This is a genomic window from Micrococcus sp. 140720015-1, from assembly GCF_053627595.1.
This window is the reverse complement of the sequence record NZ_JBSEYC010000002.1, coordinates 126,844-149,937: the sequence shown is the minus strand read 5'-3', so window position 1 is coordinate 149,937 and position 23,094 is coordinate 126,844. Positions and strand designations below refer to the sequence as shown.

Here is a 23,094-nt window from a genome sequence, read left to right as displayed (position 1 = left end):
CCGCTCGACGGCGCGGGCCGCAGTGCCCGCCACCATCAAGGAGGACCGGACACTATGCAGGCTGGGTCGACGCCGACCGCGACGGACAGCGCCCTGCTGGCGGAGCTCGCCCTCTCGAGGGGCGACCTGGTGCAGGAGTGGGGGTACGACGACGACGTCGACGTCACCTTCCGCGACGCGCTCGAGGACGCGCTCGGCGAGGAGCTGCTGACCGAGGACGACCAGGAGCCGGCGGACGCGGTCCTCTTCTGGTGGCGCGCGGACGACGGCGACGTCACCGATCTCGCGGACGCCCTCGTGGACGCCCAGCGCTCCCTCGACGCCGGCCCCGTCTGGATCATGACCCCCCGCAAGGGGCGCCCCGGCCACGTCAACCCGGCGGACGTCGCCGAGGCCGCCTCCACCGCAGGCCTGCACGCCACCACCGGGGCCGGCGCCTCCGAGGACTGGGCCGCTCAGAAGCTCGTCCAGAAGCGCGGTGGCTGAGCCCCCGTCCGGCGGGACGCGGGGCGCCGACGTCGCCCCCGCGCTGCGCGACGACCACGGCCAGAGGTGGCCGTGGCCTCCGACGCGCGGACCCGAGGACGCCGCCGCGCCGCGGGGCACGTGGCTCGTCTTCCTGCCCGGGGCGTTCACGCCGGTGTGCACGGACGAGCTCGGCTGGCTCGGGGCGCTCGCCGAGGACGTCGCGGTCGACGAGGTGGCCGTCCGCGTGGTCTCGTGTGACGCCGCCCCCGTGCTGCGCCGCGTCCGCGAGGAGCTGGCACTGCCGGAGCCGCTCATCCTGCTCTCCGATTTCTGGCCCCACGGCGCGGCCTGCCGTGCCCTCGACGTCTTCGATGCGGAGACCGGCCGGCCCCGCCGCGTCTCCGTGCTGCTCGACGCGGACGGGGTCGAGGCCGCGCGCGTGGTCGCCGCCCCGGGGCAGGCACGCACCCGGGGCGAGCACGAGGCCGCGACGCGCGACCTGCTGGCGGACCGGTAGCCTGGACGGACACCGGCACCTGTAGCTCAGTCGGTCAGAGCATCTCGTTTACACCGAGAGGGTCGGGGGTTCGAGTCCCTCCGGGTGCACCGATCGCGGGGCCATGACACGGCGTGACGACCTGACCCGTCATGTCGACGGCCCGCCGAGCGCGTGTGAGACCATGCTCACCATCATGAGCTCCTCGCGCGCCCCCGTTCCGCCATCGCGGTGGGCCGAGGTGCGCTCCGGTGTCGCCGTGACGCTGGGCGCCGGCCTCGGCCTGTTCCCCCTGGGCATGGCCTTCGGGATGCTCGTGGTCCAGGCCGGGCTGCCCGCGTGGGTCGCACCCCTGTTCTCCGTGGTCGTGTTCGCCGGGTCCGTCGAGCTGCTGCTCGTCTCGCTGGTGGTGGCGGGCACACCGCTGCTCACGATCGCCGTGACGGTGTTCCTGGTGAACTTCCGCCACGTGTTCTATGCGTTCAGCTTCCCGCTGCGCGTGGTCCGGGGGCGCCTCGCGCGGATCTACTCGATGGGTGCCCTGATCGATGAGGCCTACGCCATCGCCGCCGCCCAGCCCCGCGGCTGGACCGGCCCCCGACTGGTGGCCATGCAGGTCGCGCTGCAGGCGTACTGGGTGCTCGGGGGCCTCGCCGGGGTGGCCGTGGCCTGGCTGCTGCCCGGGCCGGTGGAGGGCCTGGAGTTCGCGCTCGTCGCCCTCTTCATCGTGCTCGCCATGGACGCCGCCCGCACGCGGGCCCAGCTGCCCCTCGTGCTGGCGGCCGCGGTCGCCGTCGGGGTGGCCCTCCTGCTGGCGCCGGCACAGGTGCTCGTCGTCGCCTTCGCCCTCTACGCCGCGGTGCTGATCGCGTTCCACGTGCTCGCCGCGCGCGGGACCGCCCTGCCGCTGCCCGAGCCCGTGCCCGTCACCGGACCGGTGCCCGTCGTCGCCGCGGCGGGGGAGCGGGCCGTCACGGAAGCCGAGCCCGACGCCGAGGAGGACCCCCGATGACCGGCGCCGCGTACCTGGTGGCCGCAGCCGTCGTCGCGGGCCTCGTGACCTTCTGCCTGCGCGCGTTGCCGTTCGCCCTGCTGCAGCCGCTGCGGGAGTCCGTGCTCGCGGCGCGGCTGGCGGTGTGGATGCCCGCCGGCGTGCTGACCATCCTGGCCCTCGTGATGCTGCTCGACGCCGCGGCCCTGGCCCCCGGAGAGCCCGTGGACGGGACGCGGGTGACCCACGCGCTGATCGCGGCGGCGGTGACAGTCGTCGTGCATCTGGTGGCCGGGCGGCGGACCCTGGTCTCGATCGCCGCCGGCACGCTGGCCTACGTGCTGTTGGTCAACCTGGCCTGACCGGCGGCGGGGCGGGTTCGCCCAGGCGTTCGGCCCACGCGCGGGTCGCCGCGGCGAGGCGCCGGCCGTAGGCGGTGACCCCGTGGGCGAGCGTCCCGGCGTTGTACAGCGTCCCCGCCCGGGCGATCCCCTCCGCGGAGAGGTCGCCGCGCAGGTGCGCGCGCAGGATCTCCAGCCCGAAGGCCAGGTTGTCCTCCGGCTCCCACAGGCGGAGGCCGCGCTCCGCAGCCTGCGCGAAGTACGGCGGCCACGTGATCTGCGCGGGCCCCACGCCGTTGGACTTCTCACCCTGCGCCACCCGGGCCACGAGCTCCTCGTAGCGCTCCCGGGTCACGGGGACGTCCGTCCCGGGCGGGGCGCTGTGCACGCCGCCGGCGTCGTGGCCGAAGACGTTCCGGCCGCCGGACTCGAGCTCGGCCAGGGCCGCCGCCACCGGGAGGGGCACGTCCGCCCGGCGTGCGGCGGCCACGATCGCCGCGGCGTTGTCGAGGTGCCGGCCGAGCGTCGCCGTCGGGTCGGACGGGCTGTCGCGGGCGGGGCGGAGGGTGAGGAGGTCGCGGAGCAGGCCCATCGGCCCACCCTCCCGCAACGCGGGTTGAGTTGTCGCGGGTGACGGGCCCCCGCACCCGCGACAACTCAACCCGGGATGCGGGGCAGGGGCCGGGCGGCGGCGCGTCGTCGGCGTCCGGGGCGCACTAGGGTGGAGCGCATGTCCGCGACCCCCCTCGGCTTCTGGAAGCTGCCCGCACGTCCCGACGGCGCCGCCCGTCACCTCGCCGTCATCACCGGGGGCGAGGCGCAGCAGACCATGCTCTTCCTCCAGGACGGGCAGTGGTCCATCCTCGCCCTCTTCCAGGACGAGCTGGCCGGCAAGGCCACCGCCCGCACCCTGGACGCGCTCCTGCAGTCCGTCACCTGTCTGCGCATGGGCGGCCGCGACGTCCTCGACGGCGCCGACACCCCGCGGCCCGGTGTCGAGTGGGCCGGCTACGACCGCGAGTTCGAGGAGGCCGACGTGGCCGAGCAGCGCGACGTCGAGCCGCGCGGCCGGATCTGGATCCTCCCGGCCACGGATGGCGCCTCCGTCGGTCTCAAGCTTCCCGGGCACCGCCGGTACGACGACGCCGTCGCCCAGTTCGCCGACGTCGACGCGGCGCGTGCCGCCGTCGCGGCGATCGACGAGCTCCTGGGCGTCGGCCCGCGCGGCTGAGCCGGCCGGTCCTCGCCGGCCCGGGGCCGCGACCGTTCGCCTCCCAGGGTTCACCTGCTGTTCACCCGGCTGCGCTGCCGGGCCCGGCTTCCTCGTCCGCCGTCCGCCCATAATGGTGGACAGAGCACAGACCGCGGCCCGCCGCCGTCGTACCGAGGAGGGGACGGGCGGGCACGGTGACGCACCCAGTGAAGGAGACGGTCCATGGAGCTGCTGCAGCCCGACGCCCCCCGCGAGAACCTCCGCGAGTTCATCGACAAGCTGCGCGACGGCGGCTACACCGTCTCGGACGGACACACCAACGATCCCGACCTGATCGATCCGCAGGGCCGTGCTGTGGAGACGTGGAAGGAGGACTACCCGTACGAGACGCGCATGACGCGCGAGGAGTACGAGCTGGAGAAGTACCGCCTGCAGATCGAACTGCTCAAGCTGCAGTACTGGGGCGAAGACACCGGCCAGCGCCACATCATCGTCTTCGAGGGCCGCGACGCCGCCGGCAAGGGCGGCACCATCAAGCGCTTCACCGAGCACCTGAACCCCCGCACCGCCCGCGTCGTGGCCCTCAACAAGCCTTCGGACCGCGAGCTCGGCCAGTGGTACTTCCAGCGCTACATCCAGCACTTCCCCACGGCGGGCGAGATCGTGCTGTTCGACCGCTCGTGGTACAACCGCTCCGGCGTCGAGCGGGTGATGGGCTTCTCCACGGACGAGCAGTACCGCCGCTTCATGAACCAGGTGCCGCTGTTCGAGAAGATGCTCGTGGACGACGGCATCCACCTCACCAAGTTCTGGTTCTCCGTCACGCAGACCGAGCAGCGCACGCGCTTCGCGATCCGCCAGATCGACCCGGTCCGCCAGTGGAAGCTCTCGCCCATGGACCTCGAGTCCCTGGACCGCTGGGAGGCCTACACGGAGGCCAAGGAGGCCATGTTCCTCCACACGGACACGGACCACGCCCCGTGGATCTCCATCCGCTCCAACGACAAGAAGCGGGCCCGCCTCAACGCGATGCGCTACTTCCTGTCCCAGTTCGAGTACGAGGGCAAGGACCACGAGGTCGTCGGCACCCCGGACCCGCTGATCGTGCGCCGCGGCCGCGACGCCGTGGGGGACTGACCGCGGTCGACGTAGGCTGGGGGGCGGGTCCGTGTCCGGCACGGCCCCGTCCCACCGTCCGAGCCACAGGAGGCCACCCGCGATGACCGAGCAGACCACCACCGTCCCCGTCGGCGCCGCCGACATCGGCGTCACGGGCCTGGCGGTGATGGGCGCGAACCTCGCCCGCAACTTCGCCCGCCACGGTTACACGGTGGCCCTGCACAACCGCAGCCGGGCGCGCACGGACCAGCTCGTGGCCGAGCACGGCGACGAGGGCGCGTTCATCGCGACGGAGACGCTCGCCGAGCTCGTGCAGTCCCTCGCCGTGCCGCGCCGGGTGCTCATCATGGTCAAGGCGGGCGCCCCCGTGGACGCCGTCATCGACCAGCTCGTCCCCCTGCTGGACGAGGGCGACATCGTCATCGACGCCGGCAACTCCCATTACGAGGACACCCGCCGCCGCGAGGCGGCCCTCGCCGAGAAGGGTCTGCACTTCGTGGGCGTCGGCGTCTCCGGCGGCGAGGAGGGCGCCCTGCACGGTCCGGCGATCATGCCCGGCGGTCCGGAGAAGTCCTACGAGTCCCTCGGCCCGATGCTCGAGAAGATCTCCGCGCAGTTCGAGGGGGAGCCGTGCTGCGCCTGGGTCGGCACGGACGGCGCCGGCCACTACGTGAAGATGGTCCACAACGGCATCGAGTACGCGGACATGCAGGTCATCGGCGAGGCCTCCGACCTGCTGCGCCGCGTGGGCGGCCTCGAGCCCGCCGAGCAGGCCGAGGTGTTCACGGCGTGGAACCAGACCGACCTGGCCTCCTACCTCATCGAGATCACGGCCGAGGTGCTCGCCCAGGTGGACGCGGCCACGGGCCGTCCGCTCGTGGACGTGATCGTGGACGAGGCCGGCCAGAAGGGCACCGGCCGCTGGACCGCGATCTCGGGTCTCGACGTCGGCTCCCCGGTGGCCGCGATCGCCGAGTCCGTCTTCGCCCGCTCGCTGTCCTCCCAGCGCGCGGTGCGCGAGGCCGCCCGTGAGACCCTCGCGGCCGGCGTCGACGAGGACGCGCAGCGCGCCCCGCAGGACACGGACGCGTTCGTGGAGGACGTGCGCCAGGCGCTGTTCGCCTCCAAGCTCGTGGCCTACGCGCAGGGCATGGACATGCTCGCCGCCGCCGCCGAGGAGTACGGCTGGGCGCTGGACCTGGGCACCATCGCCTCGCTGTGGCGGGACGGCTGCATCATCCGCGCCGACCTGCTCGACGTGATCATGCAGGCCTTCGGCGGTCGCGACACCTCCCGCCACCCGGCACCGGGCACCCGTGCCCCCGGCCAGCCGCTCAACCTGCTCTTCGCCCCCGAGTTCGCGCAGGCTATCGCCGAGGCCCTGCCGGCCTGGCGTCGCGTGGTCGGCACCGCCGTCGCCGCGGGCGTGCCGGTGCCGGTGTTCTCCTCGGCCCTGGCGTACTACGACGGCCTGCGGGCTGACCGCCTGCCGGCCGCCCTCGTGCAGGGTCAGCGCGATTTCTTCGGCGCCCACACCTACCTGCGCGTCGACCGCAAAGGCTCGTTCCACACGCTGTGGTCCGGTGACCGCACCGAGGTCGACGGCGAGGGCGTGCCCGTGGTCATGCCGCAGCCGACCGAGGGCGACCCCACGCAGGACTGACCCGGTAGGACCCGGCCCTCAGATCCAGAGGGCCGGGTCCACGTACTCCGCGGGGTCCACGAGCGGCTTGCCCTCGGCCGGGCCCTTGCGCGGACGGACGGTGGCCGGCACGCCGGTGGCGATCGCGTCGGCGGGGGTGTCCTTCACGACGACGGCGTTGGCGCCCACCGCCGTCCCCTCCCCGATCTCGACGGGTCCGAGGATCTTGGCGCCGGCCCCCACCACGACGCCGTCGCGCAGCGTGGGGTGCCGCTTCACCTTGGCCAGGGAGCGGCCGCCGAGGGTGACCCCGTGGTACAGCATCACGTCGTCACCGATCTCCGCGGTCTCGCCGATCACGACGCCCATGCCGTGGTCGATGAAGAACCGACGGCCGATCGACGCGCCGGGGTGGATCTCGATCCCCGTGGCCGCGCGCGTGACCTGCGAGAGCACGCGCGCGGGCATCTTCAGCCGGTCATGCCGCCACATCCGGTGCGCGACGCGGTGCGCCCACACGGCGTGCAGACCCGAGTAGACGAGGGCCACCTCGAGGTCACCGCGCGCCGCCGGGTCATGGCTGCGGACGGTCGCGATGTCTTCCTTGATGCGGGAGAACAGTCCCACGGGCGGCCCCTTCGGGTCGGTGCGGTCGGTGAGCGGGCGGCGGTCAGCCGCGGATGTCCTCGAAAAGGGCGGTGGAGATGTAGCGCTCGCCGAAGTCACACACGACGGCGACGATCAGCTTGCCCTCGGACTCGGGCTTGGCTGCCTCCTTGAGGGCGGCCGAGATGATCGCGCCGGTGGAGATGCCGCCGAGGATGCCCTCCTCGGTCCCGAGCCGACGGGCGGTCTCGATGGACTCCTCGAAGGTGGCCGGGTAGACCTCGTCGTAGAGGTCGGTGTCCAGGATCTCCGGCACGAAGTTCGCGCCGATGCCCTGGATCTTGTGCGGGCCGGCCTGGCCGCCGGAGAGGATGGGGGAGTCGGCCGGCTCGACGGCGATGAGCTTCACGTCCGGCTTCTGCTCGCGCAGGTACCGGCCCGCGCCCGTGATGGTGCCGCCGGTGCCGACGCCGGCGATGAACACATCCACGGCGCCCTCGGACGCGTCCCAGATCTCCGGGCCGGTGCCCGTGTAGTGGGCCTGGATGTTGGCCTGGTTCGCGAACTGCTGGGCCCAGATGGAGTTCGGGGTGCTGCGGACGATCTCCTGGGCGCGCTCGAGGGCGCCGCGCATGCCGTCTGCACCGGGGGTCAGCACGATCTCGGCGCCGAACGCCTTGAGCATCACGCGGCGCTCGGTGGACATGGTCTCGGGCATGGTCAGGATCACGCGGTAGCCGCGCGCCGCGCCGACCATGGCCAGGGCGATGCCGGTGTTGCCGGAGGTGCCCTCCACGATGGTGCCGCCGGGGGTCAGCTCGCCGGCCGCCTCCGCGGCGTCGACGATGGCGGTGCCGATGCGGTCCTTCACCGAGTTGGCCGGGTTGTAGAACTCGACCTTCACCGCGACGTCGCCGGGCAGGTCCTTCGCGAGGCGGTTCAGCCGGACCAGGGGCGTGTTGCCGACCGCCTGGGTGATGTCGTCAAGGATGCGGGCCATGGTGATACCTCCGGTGGTGGTGCGCCTCGGGGCGCGGGCGATCTAGTGGGTGTTCCTGCGTCAGGCTATCGAGCCGCGGCGCCGCTCAGGCGTCCACGAGCCACGCGGAGTAGTTCCGGCGCACCTTCGCGAGCTTCGGATCGATGACCACACGGCAGTATCCGTTGGAACGGCGCCGCGCATAGAAGTCCTGGTGAATGTCCTCGGCCGGGTGCCACGCGGACGCCGGCTCGACGCGTGTGACGATGGGGCTGTCATAGTTCGCCTGCGCCCGGGCGATCTCGTCCGCGAAGAACCGGGCCTCGGCCTCGTCGTGGGCGAAGACGGCCGAGCGGTACTGGGTGCCGACGTCGGCTCCCTGGCGGTTCAACGACGTGGGGTCGTGGCCGGTGAAGAACAGGTCCATGATCACCTCGGGCGGCACGACGGCGGCGTCGAAGCGCACGCGGACCGCTTCGGCGTGGCCGGTGGTCCCGGTGCACACGGACTCGTAGCTCGGGGCGGGGTCGTCGCCTCCGGTGTAGCCGGACTCGACGGCGAGCACGCCCCGCACGCGACGGTAGACGGCGTCGAGGCACCAGAAGCAGCCGCCGGCGAGCGTCAGCTCGCGGACGTCGGCGGGCGCGTCGGAGGCGCCGAGGGGCTCGGTACGGAGGGAGTCGGTCATGGCAGGCACAGCAACGCGGGCCGCGCTTTTCATTCCCGACGACGCCGCCCCGTGCCGTCACCCAGGGCCGCCGGGTCGTGCGTGCCCGGGCCGGGTGGGCCATCATGGCCGGTATGACCGTGTCCCGTCCCGCCGTCCCCGCCTCGCCGGAGCATGCCCTGGCCCCACCGACGCTCGGGCACGTCCTCGAGGTCGTCCAGGGGCTGTGGCCGCGGGAGCTGGCGGAGCCGTGGGACGCCGTCGGGCCGGTGGCCGGGCGCCCGGAGTCGCCGGTGCGGACCGTCCTGTGGGCGCTGGACCCCGTGCAGGCCGTGGCCGACGAGGCCGTCGCCCGCGGGGCCGACCTCGTGGTCACCCACCACCCGCTCCTGCTGCGCGGGACCTCGTCCGTCGCCGCCGTCGGACACGCCGCCGCCGCGAAGGGCCGCCTGCTGCACACCCTGATCGAGCACCGCATCGCCCTGCTCGCCGCGCACACCAACGCCGACGCCGTCGTGGACGGCGTCTCGGACGTGCTGGCCCGTGCCGTCGGCGTCACCGGAGCGCTCTCGCCCCTGACGGTGTCCGCCGCCGGCACCGGGGTCGAGGGCATCGGCCGGGTGGGCGACCTGCCCGAGGAGACCGACCTGGCCGCCTTCGCCCGGGCCGTGCACGCGGCGCTGCCGGCCACGGCCGGCGGCGTGCGCGTGGCGGGCGACCCCGCCCAGCGCATCCGCCGCGTCGCCGTGTGCGGCGGCGCCGGAGACAGCCTCTTCGACGCGGTCCGCGCGTCCGGCGCGGACGTCTACGTGACCGCCGATCTGCGCCACCACCCGGCCTCGGAGGCCCGGGAGACGGCCGCGTCGGGGGAGGGACGTCCCGCGCTCGTGGACGTCTCGCACTGGGCGAGCGAGTCCCTGTGGCTCGAACACGGCGCCCGCGCCCTGGAGGCCGCCCTGGCGGAGCGGGGACTGGGCGTCACCACCCTGTTCTCAGAGCACCGCAGCGACCCCTGGGACTTCCTGGTCGGGGGAGAGCGGGCCGACGAGGGGAGTCACGCATGAGTGAGGTCACCGCACCGCCGGCCGTCCAGGCCCGGCTGCTGGAGCTGCAGGAGCTCGACACGGCCCTGGATCAGGCCCGCGCCGCCGTCCGTCGGCTCAAGGCGGACCCGGAGCACGCCCGGCTGCGCGCCCGTGCGCAGGAGCTCGAGGAGGCGCTGCCCGGTCTGCAGGACGCCGCCCGCACCGCCGACCGGGCGGGGGCCGAGGCCACCGAGAAGGCCGCCGCCACCCGCGCCCGTCGGGACCGGACCCGGGAGCGGCTCGAAGCGGGCCAGGGCGGGTCCAAGGAGCTGCAGGCCATGCAGCACGAGGACGACACGCTCACCGCACTGCTCGACGACCACGAGGCCGCGGCGCTCGAGGCCATGGAGGCCGCCGACGCCGCCGAGTCCCGGCTCGCGAAGGGCCACGCCGCTCTGGAGCAGGCACGGGCCGAGGTCGAGGCCCGCGCGGCGGAGGTGCGCCGCGAGGGGCAGGCCGTGACCCAGCGTGGCCGGGACCTCATCCAGCGCCGGGCGGCGATGGCCGCGGTGTTCCCCGCGTCATTGCTGGCCCTGTACGAGCAGGCGCGGGAGCGCAACGGCGGCATCGGCGCGGCCCGGCTCGTCGGGAACCGGTCCGCGGCCGCGGGCACGGAGCTGTCGCCCGCGGAGGTTGCGCGCATCCGGGCCCTCCCGCCGGCCGCCGTCGCCCGCTGCCCCGAGTCCGGCGCCATCCTCATCCGGGACTGACCCCGGGCCCCGCCCCCGGCGCGGTCAGTAGAGTGGGGGGCCGCGTCGGACGGCGCGACCACGGACACGAGGAGGCGCACGGTGAGCGGACGAGTCCTGCAGGTGGAGGCCGACGGCGGGTCGCGGGGCAACCCCGGCGTCGCCGGCTACGGCGCCCTGGTGCGCGACCCGGCCACAGGCGAGATCCTCCGGACCGACGCCGCCCCGCTGGGGAAGGCGTCCAACAACGTGGCCGAGTACTCCGGGCTCGTGGCCGGGCTGCGGATGGCCCGGGAGCTCGACCCGGAGGCCCGGGTGCACGTGCTGATGGACTCCAAGCTCGTGGTGGAGCAGATGTCCGGGCGGTGGAAGATCAAGCACGAGGACATGCGGCGCCTCGCGGCCGAGGCCCGGGCCGTGCTGCCCCCCGAGCGCGTCAGCTACGAGTGGATCCCGCGCAACCGGAACAAGGACGCCGACCGCCTCTCCAACGAGGCCATGGACGCCGGCGCGCGGGGCGGGCAGTGGGACGCCGGTGCCTCAGAGGTGCCCGTTGCGGCCCCCGCGGCCGCGGGGTCGACCGCCCCGGAGGCGTCCACGACCTCCACGTCGGCGGTGGCCGAGTCCGGCCTCGACGCCGACGCGGACGTCCGGGCCGTGGAGGCGGACGCCCCCGACGTCGTCGCTCCGCCGGATGATGCGACCCCGGCGCCCGCGCCCACGGGACGGCTGCACCACGTGGAGATCTGGGTCGCGGATCTGGCGGCGGCCGAGGCGAGCCTCGGCTGGCTGTTCGGCGAGCTCGGCTACGTGCCCGGGGAGGGGTGGGCCGAGGGCCGGACCTACCAGGGCGCGGGGGAGTACCTCGTGCTCGAGGCCGGGCCCGACGTCGCCGCGGGCGCCCACGAGCGCACCCGCCCGGGCCTGAACCACCTTGCCTTCCGGGCCGGATCGCGCGCCCGCGTGGACGAGCTCACCTCCGCCGCGCGCGGCCGGGGGTTCCGCCTGCTCTTCGAGGACCGCCACCCGCACGCCGGGGGCGCGGACCACTACGCCGCCTACCTCGAGACCGCGGACGGCTTCGAGGTGGAGCTGGTGGCCGTCGAGGACTGAGGCCGCGTCCGGGCAGCCCGCGCCTCGGCGGTGGTCACCCCTCGGGCAGGATCACCCGCAGCGCGCCGGGCTTGCCGCCGGACGGCCGGGCCAGCTCGACCTCCCAGCCGGGGCCGTCCCCGGCCCGCGCCACGACGTCCGCCACGCGGTCCAGCGTCGAGGTCTCCCGCGCCCCCGCCTCCAGGAGCGCGCGGGCCACGAGGCCGCGGGTGTGCTTGGCGAAGTGCGAGACGACGGTCCGCTCGCCGTCGCGCAGCTGGAACACGTCGACCGCGAGGGTCCGCTCCGCCGGTGCCCGCCACTGGGCCGCGTAGCCACCGGAGCGGCAGTCGACGACGGGCCCACCGTCCCGTGCGGCGAGCGCGTCGAGGGCGGGGGTCAGGACGGGGCGCCAGTGCGCGGCCAGCCCGGGCAGTCCCGGCAGCTTCGCGCCGACGGACAGCCGGAAGGCGGGGATCCGGTCCGTCAGCGCGGTGGCGCCGAACAGCGCGGAGAAGACCAGCACGGACGCGCGGGCGCGGCGCTTCGCCGCCGCCGACAGCGAGGCGTGGTCGAGCGCGTCGAAGAGCACGCCCGTGAACACCCGGTGACCGGGCGCGGCGGGGGCGACGGCCAGGCGCGTGTTCGCCTCGACCTCGCCGGCGAGCGACGCCCCGACGCCGAGGGTCGTCAGGGCATCCGGGGCGGCCGAGACCGCGGCGAGCCGCGTGAGCAGGTCCGCGCGGGCGCCCGTCACCGCGGCGTCGTCGGCCAGGGCGAGGGAGTCGAGGTCGAGCGGGGCCCCGGAGCGGGGTGCGGTCTTGCCCTCGGAGGGCGGCAGCAGGATCAGCACCGGGCCAGCCTAGCCAGGCGCCCCGGGCCGACGCGCGGCCGGGCCGGGCCGACGTCGTCGTCCGGACCTGGCACAGTGGTGGGGTCCGCACAGCCGCCCCGCATCCCAGGAGTCGCCCGATGACCGCCATGAACGTGTTCGGCGTGGTGTTTCCGTTCGTCCTGCTCGTGATCGCGGCCGCCGTGTGGCTCGGGGTCCGCTCCAGCGGGCGGGAGCGCACGCACGCCTCGGCCGTGGAGCAGCGCCTGCGGGAGCGCACGTTCACGGGGCAGGACCGGGTGACGCTCGGATGGCCGCGGGACCGGCGACGCCCGAGCCTGGCGAAGGTCGTCTCGATCGGCGAGTCGTACGGATACCGGCTGCTGGACAAGCGGGAGCGCGAGCACGTGGTGGAGCTCGAGTTCGAGCGGATCCTCGACGACGAGGGGTTCTGACCCCAGCCGGGGGCCGTGAGGCGGGACGGACCGGCTGTAAGCCGGGTTCTGTGCCTCGCGCGCGTTGCTCCGCGCGAGGTGACGGCCATCCATCTGGGCCCGCCATCGCTGACGGGCTCGAGCGGCCAACCCGGACGCTGGGGCGAGCAGCCCTCGTGACGCGTCCTGTTCGGCCTTGCACCGGATGGGGTTTACCGAGCCGGCCCCGTCACCGGGGCCGCTGGTGGTCTCTTACACCACCCTTTCACCCTTACCGCCGCGCCAGCGGCGCGGAGGCGGTCTTCTCTCTGTGGCACTGGCCCGCGGGTCGCCCCGGGTGGATGTTGTCCACCATCCTGCTCTGCGGTGCCCGGACTTTCCTCGCACCCCCGCAGGGGCACGCGGCCGTCCGCCGATCCGTCCCGACCGACCAGTCTACGCCCCGCCGAGGCCACGGGGCCGCTGCGGACGCGTCCTCGCCTAGAATGGATGCGTCCGCCGACAACGAGGTCGGGGGACGGGGCCTGCCCAGGACGGCCCCGCCAGGTTTCAAGGAAGGACTCCCGTGGCAGACACCGCCTCGACCCAGACCCCCGAGTGGAACACGCAGCAGAAGCTCGCGGAGAAGATGGTCCCCCTGCTGGGCACCCTGTACCGCGAGCACAACGTGGTCACCTCGATCTACGGGCGCTCCCTCGTGAACCGCGGCGTGATCGACATCATCAAGGCCCACCGCTACGCCCGCCGCGTGCAGGAGGCCCCGCTGAGTGTCGAGTCCACCTACCCCCTGGTCGAAGCCATGGCTGCGATGGACCTGGGCGCCGCCACCGTCGACCTGGCCGAGCTGGCCGCCAAGCAGAAGGCCTCGGGCCAGGACGTCCAGACCTTCCTGGACGCCGAGCTCGCCGAGGTCAAGGGCAAGGCCGGTGAGGGCCTGGGCGAGACCCAGGACGTCGTGCTCTATGGCTTCGGTCGCATCGGCCGCCTGCTGGCCCGCATCCTCCTCGACCACGCCGGCGGTGGCTCCAAGCTGCGCCTGCGTGCCGTCGTCGTGCGCAAGAACTCGGAGGACGACCTGATCAAGCGCGCCTCCCTGCTGCGCCGCGACTCGATCCACGGCCCGTTCGACGGGACGATCGTGGTGGACGAGGACCGCGACGTGATCACCGCCAACGGCACCGAGATCCAGGTCATCTACTCGAACGACCCGACCACGGTGGACTACACCTCCTACGGCATCAAGGACGCGCTGGTCGTCGACAACACCGGACGCTGGCGCGACGACGAGGGCCTGTCCCAGCACCTGCAGGCCAAGGGCGCCAAGAAGGTCCTGCTCACCGCCCCGGGCAAGGGCGAGATGAAGAACATCGTGTTCGGCGTGAACTCGGACGACATCACGCCCGAGGACACGATCGTCTCGGCGGCCTCCTGCACCACCAACGGCATCACCCCGGTGCTCAAGGTCATCCAGGACGACTACGGCATCGACCACGGCCACGTGGAGACCGTGCACGCCTACACCAACGACCAGAACCTCGTGGACAACTTCCACAAGGGCGCCCGTCGTGGCCGTGCCGCCGGCATGAACATGGTGCTCACCGAGACCGGCGCCGCCAAGGCCGTGGCCAAGGCCCTGCCCGAGCTCAAGGGCAAGCTCTCCGGCAACGCCATCCGCGTCCCCACCCCGGACGTGTCCATGGCCATCCTGAACCTCGAGCTGACCAAGCCCACCTCGGTGGAGGAGCTCAACGCCCGCCTGAAGCAGGAGTCCCTCACCGGCCCCCTGCGCGGGCAGGTCGGCTACGTGGACTCCCCGGAGGTCGTGTCCACCGACTTCGTCGGCTCGGACCGCGCCGGCGTCGTGGACGGCCTGGCGACCCTCGTGAACAACGACGGCAAGAACGCGATCCTCTACGTCTGGTACGACAACGAGTACGGCTACTCGCACCAGGTGATCCGCGTGGTGGAGAAGATGGCCGGCCAGCAGGTCCCCGCCTTCCCGCAGGCCTGACCCGCCGATGACCGACGGCCCGTCCCTGCGGAGGGGACGGGCCGTCGTCGTGTGCCGACCGGGTCGGCCCGGCGTGGTAGTCCTGTCCCATGGAGTTCCCCGGACTGAACGCGTACCTGCTGACCCCGCTGCGGGACGGGCGGCCCGATCCGGGCGCCCTCGAACGGCTGGCCGGCCGGGCCGTCCACGCAGGCGTCGACGCCGTCGCCGTGCTGGGCTCGACCGGGGTGGGGGCGTACCTGGGCCGGGCGGACCGGGCGGAGACCGTCCGGCGGACCGTCGCCGCGGCCGGCCCCGTACCGGTGCTGGCGGGCGTCTCCGCGCTGCGGACCGAGGACGCCGTCCGGCACGCCGCGGCGGGCGCCGCAGGGCTGCTGCTGTCCGCGATGACCTACCAGCCGCTCACGGAGGACGAGGTCGTCGGTCTGTTCGCCGACGTCGGGGCGGCCACCGGCCTGCCCGTCGTCCTCTACGACAACCCGACCACGACGCACGTGGCCATGACCGAGCGCATGTACACCCGCGTGGCCGCCGCCGCGCCCGTGTGCGACGTGAAGATCCCCGGCCGGTCCGAGGACGACGAGGCCGCGACCCGGGCGCGCGTCGGCCGGATCCGGGCCGCGCTGCCGCCGGGGACGGGCGTGGGCATCTCCGGGGACGCGGTCGCGACGGCCGGCCTGCTCGCCGGGTGCGACGCCTGGCACTCCGTCCTCGGCGGGACCCTGCCCCGCACCGCCGCCTCCCTGACCCGTGACGCGGCGGCCGCCGACGAGGCGCTGCGCGACCGGGCCCGCGACGCGACGGCCCGCCTCGAGCCGCTGTGGGCGATGATGCGCGCGCACGGGTCCCTGCGGGTGATGGCCGCCGTCGCCGCCCACCTCGGCCTCGCGGACGTGGACTGCCTGCCGCGTCCGCTGCGGCCGCTGGCGGCGGGGGAGCGTGGCCGGTGCGCCGCGGTCGTGACGGAGCTGGGCCTGGACTGAGCCGGCTGGCGGTCAGGCCTCCTCAGGCCCGTGGTCGCAGTCCGGGCCGTGCTCGTGGTCCGCGTGGTCGTCGGCGTCGTGGCCGAAGGGATCCTCGTCCGTGCCGGGCAGCCACGTCACACCGGGCACGTTCAGTCGCTCGGCCCGCTGCGCACGCTTCCAGCGCCGCTGCCACTTCCCCTCGAGCCGGTTGACGTAGAGGGTGCCGTTGAGGTGGTCGTACTCGTGCTGCATGATGCGCGCGAACCAACCCTCGGCCTCGAACTCGAACATCTCGCCGTCCACGCGCTGGCCGGACAGGCGCACGCGGGTCGGGCGCTGCAGGGGGAAACCGAGCCCGGGCACCGAGAGGCAGCCCTCGGTGTGCTCGTCCGGGTGCGGGTCCTCCCGCGGCGCCTTGTCCAGGTGGGTCAGCACGGGGTTGATCACGTGTCCCACGTTCGGTGCGTCGCCGGAGTCCGGGAACGTCCACGTGAAGATCCGCAGCCCGACCCCGACCTGCGGGGCGGCCAGGCCCACGCCATGCGCGGCGTCCTGGGTGACGTACATGTCCTCGATCAGCTCGCGGATCTCGTCGTCGATCACCTCCACCTCGGCCGCGCGCCGGTGCAGCACGGGCTCGCCGTAGACGGTGATGGGACGGATGGAGGCCATGGCACTGCGCTTCCCGGCCCGGGGGAGGGCCTGCGTGGAGGGATGAGGGGGAGCCTCCAGCCTACCGCCGCGCGCCGCGCCGCCGCCCGTCAGCCGAGCGAGGCCAGCAGGTCGGCGCAGGCCTGCTCGCAGCGCCGGCAGGACTCCGCGCACACCGCGCAGTGCTCGTGCATCTCGGCGTGGGAGGCGCACTCGTCGCCGCAGGCCCGGCACGCGGTCCGGCAGGCCTCGAGCAGGGCCCGGACGGTGGACGCGTCCTCGCCCGTCTGGCGGGTCAGCACCGCAGCGGTGGCCCCGCAGACGTCGGCGCAGTCGAGGTTCAGCCGGATGCACCGGCGCATCTCGGCCACCATGTCCTCGGACAGGCACGCGTCCGCGCAGGCCGTGCACGTCTGGGCGCAGGCGAGGCAGGCCTCGATGCACTCGGCCAGCTTCCGGCGGTCGACGCCGCCGAGGTCCTTCGGGTGGGTCTCGAGCATCGCGCTCACGTGGTGGGTCATGGCGTCCTCGTCTCTCCTCGATCGGATCGGTCGGGCCGCCCTGGTCGGTCCAGGACCGCCCTGCCCGCCACGGTAGGCCTCGGGCGCGGCGGGCAGAAGGGCCCGGTCCCGGATCTTCCGCTCCCCCCCCGGGGGGCGGCTCAGTCCAGGTCGACGACCTCGAACTCGAGCAGATCCGCGCCCGTGGCCACGGGCGCCGGGCGCCCCTCGGACTCGGCGGCGTGAGCGGCGGGCATGCGCCCGCCCTTCCAGTTCTGGAAGTCCTCCTCGGTCGCCCACGTGGTCACCACGAAGTAGCGGTCCTCGCCCGCGGTGGGGCGCAGCAGCTGGAAGCCCTCGAAGCCGGGCTCGGCGTCCACGGCGTGCTTGCGGGCGGCGAAGCGCTTCTCCAGCTCGGGGCCGGCGCCCTCGGGGACGGTGATGGCGTTGATCTTCACGACGGACACGGCGGGGCTCTCCTTCGCTGACGGGGCGGCGTCGGGACGACGCCGTCCCGCCAGGCTACGCCCGGGGGAGGGCCGCGACGACCCGGCCGCCGGCGTCCCTCGTCGCCAGCGCGTCCGGGATGCGCGAAGGCCCGGAATCATTCGCGTGATTCCGGGCCTTCCTTCGGGGTGAGTGACGGGGATTGAACCCGCGACCTTCTGGACCACAACCAGACGCTCTGCCGACTGAGCTACACCCACCATACGCGTCCTGCGGGGGCTCCCCGCGCGACGCAGCGGGCTCCACTGTACACGAGTTCGGCCGGGGCGCCGAATCCGGCCCCCCGACCCCTCGGGAGGGAGGTCAGGCCTGCGCCCCGGACACCACCTGCGCGATGGCGCGGGCCTCCTCCGTGGTGGGGCCGGGGGCGGGGGCCATGACGGCGGCCCGGTAGTAGCGCAGCTCGGTGATGGAGTCCTTGATGTCCCCGAGGGCGCGGTGGCCCCCGGTCTTGGCGGGGGCCTGGTAGTAGGCGCGCGGGTACCAACGCCGGGCCAGCTCCTTCACGGTGGACACGTCCACGATCCGGTAGTGCAGGTGGTCGACGACGGCGGGCATGTAGCGGGCGAGGAACAGCTTGTCCTGGCCCACCGAGTTGCCGGCCAGCAGGCCCTTGCCGGCGGGCACACGGGCGGCGATGTACTCGAGAACGCGCGCGGCGGCGTCGTCGAGCTCGAGGCCCTCCGCCAGCTCCGGCAGCAGGCCGGAGGTGGTGTGCATGTCCCGGACGAACGGGTCCATCTGCTCGAGGGCCGCCGCGGAGGGACGGATCACCAGGTCGATGCCCTCGTCCAGGATGTTCAGCTCGGCGTCCGTGATGAGCACCGCCACCTCGACGAGCTCGTCGACCTGGGGGTGCAGGCCGGTCATCTCGCAGTCGATCCAGACCAGGGGGGCGCTCTCCGGCGTGGGGGTGCTCGTCTCGCTCATGCCCCCAGGCTACTCGCGTGTCACGATGGTAGATTCGAGCGAGCCGCGCCCTCGCGCGCCCTCGCAGGACCGCACGGAAGGACCCGTCGCATGAGCGTGTCGACCCCGCGTCCGTCCGGGTCCACGGCCCACCGGCCGGAGTACATCGGTGTCGGCGGCCTCCGCGCGGACCCCCAGGTCGCCGGTGCGGACTGGTGGCCCATCCTGGTGGGGACCCTCGGCTCCCTCCTCCTGGTGGTGGGCTCGTACTCCGTCGGCTGGCTGGCCTCGGCCTCCCCGATCAACCGCTGGCAGTGGCTGATCCCGTGGCGCACCCAGGAGACCGGCGTGCTCGCCGGCACGGCGCTCCTCACCCTCGGCTGCTGGGTGATGTTCTGGGCCTGGCTGCGCCTGGGCCAGACGATCCGCCCCTTCGGCCGCGGCGCCCTGCGCACGGTCAACCTCGCCACCGTCCTGTGGTGCCTGCCCCAGGTCGTGGCCCTGCCGATCTTCAGCCGGGACATCTTCGCCTACGTGGGACAGGGCCGTCTCATGGAGGCGGGGCAGGACCCCTACGTGGACACGATCTCCTCGCTGTCCAACTGGTTCCAGCTCGGAGCGGACGCGACCTGGGCGGACTCCGAGACCCCGTACGGTCCGATCTTCCTCTGGATCGAGCAGGCCGTCGTCGCGATCTCGGGGGACATGAACCCGGACCTGGCGATCTTCCTGTTCCGCCTGGTGGCGGTGGCCGGCGTCGCGCTGAGCATGGTCTTCGTGCCGCTGCTGGCCCGCCGGCTGGGCGTCAACGGAGCGTGGGCGCAGTGGATCAGCGCCGCCAACCCGCTCTTCACCATCAGCTTCGTCGCGTCCGGGCACAACGACGCCCTCATGGTCGGCCTCGCCCTGGCCGGCACGTGGTGCGCGCTGCGCGCCGGGCATCCGCTCCGCCCCCAGCGGCCCGGGCAGTCCGCCGCGTGGGGGGTGGCCGGCGTCGTGCTGGTCACCCTGTCCCTGGGCATCAAGCCCATCACCCTCGTGCTGCTCCCGTTCATCGGCCTGCTGTGGGCCGGCCCGACGGCCCGATGGCCGCGCCGGTTCGCCTTCTGGGCCCTCACCGCCGGGATCTCCTTCGGCCTCATGGCCCTGGTGGGCGTGCTCAACGGCTTCGGCTTCGGCTGGGTGGCCGTCATGGTCGGCACGGGCACGGGCACCGTGCCGTGGGGGCCGATCGGCATGCTGTCCCTCATCACGGTGGGGGCGAGCGAGCTCCTCGGACAGGGGGCGGACGTGCAGGCCGTCGAGGGCGTGTACAAGACCGCCGGACGCGCGCTCTCGGTGCTCATCGTGCTGGCCCTGATGTTCCTCGGCCGCCAGGACCGCGTGATGACGCGCATGACCTGGGCGTTCACCGCGCTGGTGATCCTCTCGCCCATCATCCAGCCCTGGTACCTGCTGTGGCTGCTGCCGTTCTTCGCCGTGATCGGCATCCGGGACAACTGGCAGATCAAGTGGGTCGTGTTCACGGTCGGCTACTTCCTGGCGTTCGGCGCGTCGGACCAGCTCTTCACCTGGCAGTTCCTGGACATCGAGGACCAGGTCAAGGCCCTGTCCCTGATCGTCTCCGCCGTGTGTCTGCTGTGGATCCTCGTCGTGGACCGCCGCACCAGCCGGTTCGTGAAGGACCACTGGCACGTGCGCCCCGCCGTGCGCGCCGGCCTGGCCCGGCTCCGTGGCGCCCCTCGACCCGTGGAGCCGGGGGAGTGAGGCCCGCCGCCCCCGCGACGACCGGCGCCCGACGGCCCCGTCCGACCCGTGCGGCGGCGCAGCCCGAGCCCGGCGCGGCCGTCCGCCGGGGCACGTGGGCGTCCGTGCTCATCACGGTGGGCTCCTGGGGCGTGGGGTGGCTGCCGATGACGCCCGACTCGGTGTTCTCCGGGACCACCCTGCTCAACCCGCTGCGGGTCTACCTGCCCGGCGTGCTGCTCAGCACCGTGCTGCTGGCCGCCGGCTCGCTGCTCCTCGTCCGATCCTGGCTCGAGCTGGGGCGCGCGCTGCGGGACCGCTGGGAGGAGCACGGCCGCCTGGTGGCCCGGGCCGCCTGGTGGTGGTCCGCCCCGCTGATGCTCGCGCTGCCGATCTTCTCCCGCGATGTGTTCTCCTACCTCCAGCAGGGCCGGCTCCTCGCGTCGGGTCTCGACCCGTACTCCCAGGGCGTGTCCGCCCTGCCCGGCTGGTTCATGCAGGGGGCGGACTCCATCTGGGCCGAGTCCCCGTCCCCCTACGGGCCGCTGTTCCTGCTGTTCGCCGAGACGACGTGGCGGGCCACGGGCGGCACCATCGAACTGTCCGTCACGGCGTTCCGCCTCCTCGCCCTGGCGGGCCTGGCACTGTGCCTGTGGGCGGTGCCGCGGCTGGCCGCCGTCGCGGGCCGTTGCGGGCCGTGGGCCACGTGGGTGGCCGTGGCGAACCCGTTGTTCCTGCTCTACATGATCGCCGGCGCGCACAACGACGCGCTGATGTCGGGGCTGATGCTCGCGGGCATCCTGCTCATGGTCCGCCCGCCCCGCCGCCGCGTGCATGCGCTGTGGGGGATCGTGCTGATCGCCCTGTCCGTCGCGATCAAGCCCCTGACGGCCCTGGTGCTGCCCTTCGTGGCCCTGCTCCTGCCCACCGGCTGGGCCCGGTTCCGCGCGGCCGATCCGCGTCTGCGCCGGCGGGACCGGCTCGGCCCGTGGTTCACGACGGTGGTGATCTCCCTGGCCGTCCTCACGATCCTCGGCGCCGGCTCCGGCCTCTGGTTCGGCTGGGTGCCGGCCATGCTCACGAGCGGGGACGCGGCGTTCCCGTACGCTCCCGTGGGCCTGCTCGGCCTGCTGCTCGGCGCGGGCGTCGACGCCGTGACGCCCCTGGGGGCGCGCGACGTGGCCGCGGCCTTCTACACCGTCATGACGGTGTCGGCCCTCGGCTTCACGGCGTGGCTGGCCCTGCGCCGCCGCCCCCTGGACCCGGTGTTCAGCGCGGCGGCCGTGCTCGTGGTGGCCGTCGCCACCGCCCCGATCATCCAGCCGTGGTACCTGCTCTGGGTCCTGCCGCTGCTGGCGTGCGCCCTCCGCCCGTTGCCGTGGGGCGCCGACCATCCCCGCTGGCTCGGGTGGGTCACCGCGCTCGCGGTGCTGCTGCTCACCGGCGTCGGCGTGGTGGACCAGCTCTCCGTGGCGCAGTGGCTGCCCGTCCTGGCCGTCCGCGTGTTCACCCTCGTCCTGATGCTCGCGGGGATCGGATGGATCATCCACCGCGATCCCGTCACCGCGCCCCTGTTCCCCGGGCGGCGGCGTCCACCCCTGGAGGTGGTCGAGCCGCGGGCCGCGGCGGCGTCGCCGACGCCTCCGGAGGCGGGCGTGCCGCCGGACGCACCGCCCGACGGGCCGCCGTCGACCGCCGCGCACCCCGCCACCTCGTCCACCCGCATCCCCCAGGAGAGACCGTGACCTCCCACCCCCGCAGCCCCGCCCCGACCCGTCCGAGCGCCCGCTGGGTCGGCCTGCTCGTGGGCCTGACCGTGGCGGCCGCCGCCGTCGGCGTGCTGACCAAGCAGTGGTGCCGCGTGAACGGCTGGGCGGCCCCCGGCGTGCACGCGCACATGTGTTATTCGGACTTCGCCCAGCTGTTCCCCACGCGCGGCCTCTCCGACGGCCACTTCCCCTTCTACACGCCGCTGCCGCCCGAGCAGTGGATGGAGTACCCGGCGTTGCTGGCCGTGGTCGCGGGCGTGACCATGTGGCTCGTGCCCGCCTCCGGCGACCTGCACGAGCGCACCGTGACCTACTTCGACGTGAACGCGATCGGCGTGGTGCTCTGCTGGATCGTGCTGGTCGTCGCGACCGCGTACACCGCGCGCGGCCGCTCCCGGGACGCCCTGCTCGTGGCCCTGGCCCCCGGGATCATCCTCACCTCGATGCTCAACTGGGACCTGTGGGCCGTGATGCTGGCCGCCCTGGCCCTGTGGGCGTGGACGGCGGGCCGTCCGACCCTCGCCGGCCTGCTCATCGGGCTCGGCACCGCCACGAAGCTGTACCCGCTGTTCTTCTTCGGCGCGATCTTCGTGCTGGCGCTGCGCACGGGCCGCTGGGCCGGGTTCCTGAAGGCGGCCGTGGCCGGGGCGGCGGCCTGGCTCGCCGTGAACCTCCCGTTCATGCTGACGGCGTTCGACCAGTGGTCGCGCTTCTACACGTTCTCGGGGGACCGCGCGGTCTCCTTCTCCTCGACCTGGCTGGCGCTGGCCTGGACAGGATGGTCCGGGGAGACGTTCACGACGCTCCAGAACGGCCTGTTCCTGGTGTGCTGCGTGGGGATCGCCTACCTCGCCCTCGCGGCGCGGCACCGTCCGCGCATGGCCCAGCTGTGCTTCCTGATCGTGGCGTCCTTCATCCTGTGGGGGAAGGTGTACTCGCCGCAGTTCGTGATGTGGCTGATCCCGCTCGTGGTCCTCGCGACCCCGCGGTGGCGCGCGTTCTGGATCTGGCAGGCCGTGGAGGTCTACCACTGGGGCGGGGTGTGGATGGAGTCGGCCCGCATCACCTCCGACGGGGCGTTCGCCGGCGGCGCCTGGTGGATCACCGCCTGGTACGCCTCGGGCATCGTGGCGCACATCGTCGCCCTCGTGTGGCTCATGACCACGGTGGTCAAGGACATCCTGGACCCCGCCCGCGACCCGGTGCGCCGCACCGCCCTCGACCAGGGCGCCCCCGAGATCGCCCCGGGGGTGGCGGAGGACCCGCACGCCGGCGTCTTCACCGGTGCCCGTGACCGACTGCTCCTGCCCCCGGCCGGACGCGGCCTGCAGCCACTCGGCGAGTCCGAGGGCCGCTGACGGCGGAGCGGGTCCGCCGGCGCG

The 23,094-nt window shown here is 73.7% G+C and carries 25 protein-coding genes, 2 tRNA genes and 1 other RNA gene; 17 read left to right on the top strand and 11 right to left on the bottom strand.

Features of this window, described 5'->3' with window-relative positions; translation table 11 throughout:
- Positions 1 to 54 precede the first annotated feature (54 nt).
- From ACUXPL_RS03985 to ACUXPL_RS03965, 5 genes are all read left to right on the top strand, one after another.
- Positions 55 to 486, top strand: coding sequence for a DUF3052 domain-containing protein (locus ACUXPL_RS03985; RefSeq protein WP_454182060.1), 432 nt, complete (start codon positions 55 to 57; stop codon positions 484 to 486).
- Positions 479 to 985, top strand: a complete 507-nt coding sequence (locus ACUXPL_RS03980; protein WP_180537369.1) for a redoxin domain-containing protein — start codon at positions 479 to 481, stop codon at positions 983 to 985. The genes ACUXPL_RS03985 and ACUXPL_RS03980 overlap by 8 nt, the downstream gene beginning before the upstream one ends.
- Before the next feature lie 15 nt (positions 986 to 1,000).
- Positions 1,001 to 1,074 (top strand) — tRNA-Val (locus ACUXPL_RS03975).
- An 86-nt stretch (positions 1,075 to 1,160) separates the two neighbouring features.
- Entirely contained in the window at positions 1,161 to 1,976 is an 816-nt protein-coding gene (locus ACUXPL_RS03970; RefSeq protein ID WP_257643223.1) for an AzlC family ABC transporter permease, read from the top strand.
- Positions 1,973 to 2,317, top strand: coding sequence for an AzlD domain-containing protein (locus ACUXPL_RS03965; protein ID WP_180537371.1), 345 nt, complete (start codon positions 1,973 to 1,975; stop codon positions 2,315 to 2,317). The genes ACUXPL_RS03970 and ACUXPL_RS03965 overlap by 4 nt, the downstream gene beginning before the upstream one ends.
- Here the strand turns inward: ACUXPL_RS03965 and ACUXPL_RS03960 are convergent.
- Positions 2,304 to 2,888 (bottom strand): hypothetical protein, encoded by a 585-nt coding sequence (locus ACUXPL_RS03960; RefSeq protein ID WP_180537372.1) that lies wholly within the window; start codon positions 2,886 to 2,888, stop codon positions 2,304 to 2,306. The genes ACUXPL_RS03965 and ACUXPL_RS03960 overlap by 14 nt on opposite strands.
- A 138-nt stretch (positions 2,889 to 3,026) precedes the next feature.
- Between ACUXPL_RS03960 and ACUXPL_RS03955 the strand changes: the two genes are divergently transcribed.
- The 3 genes from ACUXPL_RS03955 to gndA all read left to right on the top strand — a co-directional run bounded on the left by ACUXPL_RS03955 (position 3,027) and on the right by gndA (position 6,291).
- Entirely contained in the window at positions 3,027 to 3,527 is a 501-nt protein-coding gene (locus tag ACUXPL_RS03955) for a hypothetical protein (RefSeq protein ID WP_073115531.1), read from the top strand.
- A gap of 204 nt (positions 3,528 to 3,731) precedes the next feature.
- On the top strand, positions 3,732 to 4,646 hold the full coding sequence (gene ppk2, locus ACUXPL_RS03950; RefSeq protein WP_069941184.1) for a polyphosphate kinase 2: 915 nt from the start codon (positions 3,732 to 3,734) through the stop codon (positions 4,644 to 4,646).
- An 82-nt stretch (positions 4,647 to 4,728) separates the two neighbouring features.
- Complete coding sequence (gene gndA / locus ACUXPL_RS03945) at positions 4,729 to 6,291, top strand: NADP-dependent phosphogluconate dehydrogenase (protein ID WP_180537373.1); 1,563 nt, start codon at positions 4,729 to 4,731, stop codon at positions 6,289 to 6,291.
- An 18-nt stretch (positions 6,292 to 6,309) separates the two neighbouring features.
- On the opposite strand, the gene epsC is transcribed toward gndA, so the two are convergent.
- From epsC to msrA, 3 genes are all read right to left on the bottom strand, one after another.
- Complete coding sequence (epsC, locus tag ACUXPL_RS03940; RefSeq protein ID WP_020624780.1) at positions 6,310 to 6,897, bottom strand: serine O-acetyltransferase EpsC; 588 nt, start codon at positions 6,895 to 6,897, stop codon at positions 6,310 to 6,312.
- Between the two features lie 43 nt (positions 6,898 to 6,940).
- Positions 6,941 to 7,876, bottom strand: coding sequence for a cysteine synthase A (gene cysK / locus ACUXPL_RS03935; RefSeq protein ID WP_180537374.1), 936 nt, complete (start codon positions 7,874 to 7,876; stop codon positions 6,941 to 6,943).
- An 85-nt stretch (positions 7,877 to 7,961) separates the two neighbouring features.
- Complete coding sequence (gene msrA, locus ACUXPL_RS03930) at positions 7,962 to 8,543, bottom strand: peptide-methionine (S)-S-oxide reductase MsrA (protein WP_180537375.1); 582 nt, start codon at positions 8,541 to 8,543, stop codon at positions 7,962 to 7,964.
- A gap of 113 nt (positions 8,544 to 8,656) precedes the next feature.
- On the opposite strand from msrA, the gene ACUXPL_RS03925 reads away from it, so the two are divergent.
- From ACUXPL_RS03925 to ACUXPL_RS03915, 3 genes are all read left to right on the top strand, one after another.
- On the top strand, positions 8,657 to 9,586 hold the full coding sequence (locus ACUXPL_RS03925) for a Nif3-like dinuclear metal center hexameric protein (protein ID WP_454182058.1): 930 nt from the start codon (positions 8,657 to 8,659) through the stop codon (positions 9,584 to 9,586).
- Complete coding sequence (locus ACUXPL_RS03920; protein ID WP_180537377.1) at positions 9,583 to 10,317, top strand: zinc ribbon domain-containing protein; 735 nt, start codon at positions 9,583 to 9,585, stop codon at positions 10,315 to 10,317. Before ACUXPL_RS03925 ends, ACUXPL_RS03920 begins: the two co-directional genes overlap by 4 nt.
- 81 nt (positions 10,318 to 10,398) lie before the next feature.
- Positions 10,399 to 11,409, top strand: a complete 1,011-nt coding sequence (locus ACUXPL_RS03915) for a reverse transcriptase-like protein (protein WP_454182056.1) — start codon at positions 10,399 to 10,401, stop codon at positions 11,407 to 11,409.
- A 34-nt stretch (positions 11,410 to 11,443) separates the two neighbouring features.
- Here ACUXPL_RS03915 and ACUXPL_RS03910 read toward each other — a convergent pair whose 3' ends face one another.
- Positions 11,444 to 12,241 carry a YaaA family protein gene (locus tag ACUXPL_RS03910; RefSeq protein ID WP_180537379.1) on the bottom strand — a complete coding sequence of 266 codons (798 nt, stop codon included), beginning with the start codon at positions 12,239 to 12,241 and terminating at the stop codon, positions 11,444 to 11,446.
- A 119-nt stretch (positions 12,242 to 12,360) separates the two neighbouring features.
- Between ACUXPL_RS03910 and ACUXPL_RS03905 the strand changes: the two genes are divergently transcribed.
- Complete coding sequence (locus tag ACUXPL_RS03905; protein ID WP_180537380.1) at positions 12,361 to 12,675, top strand: hypothetical protein; 315 nt, start codon at positions 12,361 to 12,363, stop codon at positions 12,673 to 12,675.
- Positions 12,676 to 12,696: 21 nt separating this feature from the next.
- On the opposite strand, the gene rnpB is transcribed toward ACUXPL_RS03905, so the two are convergent.
- Positions 12,697 to 13,075: RNase P RNA component class A (gene rnpB, locus ACUXPL_RS03900), an RNA gene on the bottom strand.
- 144 nt (positions 13,076 to 13,219) lie between these two features.
- On the opposite strand from rnpB, the gene ACUXPL_RS03895 reads away from it, so the two are divergent.
- A complete protein-coding gene (locus ACUXPL_RS03895; RefSeq protein ID WP_180537381.1) occupies positions 13,220 to 14,665 on the top strand; it encodes a glyceraldehyde-3-phosphate dehydrogenase in 1,446 nt (481 codons plus the stop codon).
- Between the two features lie 89 nt (positions 14,666 to 14,754).
- The gene (locus ACUXPL_RS03890; RefSeq protein WP_454182053.1) at positions 14,755 to 15,648 is read left to right on the top strand and encodes a dihydrodipicolinate synthase family protein; all 894 of its coding nucleotides are present in this window, start codon (positions 14,755 to 14,757) and stop codon (positions 15,646 to 15,648) included.
- Positions 15,649 to 15,660: 12 nt separating this feature from the next.
- On the opposite strand, the gene def is transcribed toward ACUXPL_RS03890, so the two are convergent.
- From def to orn, 5 genes are all read right to left on the bottom strand, one after another.
- On the bottom strand, positions 15,661 to 16,302 hold the full coding sequence (gene def, locus ACUXPL_RS03885; RefSeq protein ID WP_180537383.1) for a peptide deformylase: 642 nt from the start codon (positions 16,300 to 16,302) through the stop codon (positions 15,661 to 15,663).
- An 89-nt stretch (positions 16,303 to 16,391) separates the two neighbouring features.
- On the bottom strand, positions 16,392 to 16,802 hold the full coding sequence (locus tag ACUXPL_RS03880) for a four-helix bundle copper-binding protein (RefSeq protein WP_285140321.1): 411 nt from the start codon (positions 16,800 to 16,802) through the stop codon (positions 16,392 to 16,394).
- A 140-nt stretch (positions 16,803 to 16,942) separates the two neighbouring features.
- Positions 16,943 to 17,248 (bottom strand): antibiotic biosynthesis monooxygenase family protein, encoded by a 306-nt coding sequence (locus tag ACUXPL_RS03875; protein WP_141844271.1) that lies wholly within the window; start codon positions 17,246 to 17,248, stop codon positions 16,943 to 16,945.
- A 167-nt stretch (positions 17,249 to 17,415) separates the two neighbouring features.
- Positions 17,416 to 17,488 (bottom strand) — tRNA-His (locus ACUXPL_RS03870).
- Between the two features lie 103 nt (positions 17,489 to 17,591).
- Complete coding sequence (gene orn, locus ACUXPL_RS03865; protein ID WP_454182051.1) at positions 17,592 to 18,218, bottom strand: oligoribonuclease; 627 nt, start codon at positions 18,216 to 18,218, stop codon at positions 17,592 to 17,594.
- 90 nt (positions 18,219 to 18,308) lie between these two features.
- Here orn and mptB (ACUXPL_RS03860) point away from each other — a divergent pair, with 90 nt between their 5' ends.
- The 3 genes from mptB (ACUXPL_RS03860) to ACUXPL_RS03850 are packed head-to-tail and all read left to right on the top strand — an operon-like array spanning position 18,309 to position 23,070.
- A complete protein-coding gene (gene mptB, locus ACUXPL_RS03860; RefSeq protein WP_180537386.1) occupies positions 18,309 to 19,964 on the top strand; it encodes a polyprenol phosphomannose-dependent alpha 1,6 mannosyltransferase MptB in 1,656 nt (551 codons plus the stop codon).
- Complete coding sequence (gene mptB, locus ACUXPL_RS03855) at positions 19,961 to 21,688, top strand: polyprenol phosphomannose-dependent alpha 1,6 mannosyltransferase MptB (RefSeq protein WP_180537387.1); 1,728 nt, start codon at positions 19,961 to 19,963, stop codon at positions 21,686 to 21,688. Before mptB (ACUXPL_RS03860) ends, mptB (ACUXPL_RS03855) begins: the two co-directional genes overlap by 4 nt.
- On the top strand, positions 21,685 to 23,070 hold the full coding sequence (locus tag ACUXPL_RS03850; RefSeq protein WP_454182048.1) for a glycosyltransferase family 87 protein: 1,386 nt from the start codon (positions 21,685 to 21,687) through the stop codon (positions 23,068 to 23,070). Before mptB (ACUXPL_RS03855) ends, ACUXPL_RS03850 begins: the two co-directional genes overlap by 4 nt.
- Positions 23,071 to 23,094: the final 24 nt, after the last annotated feature.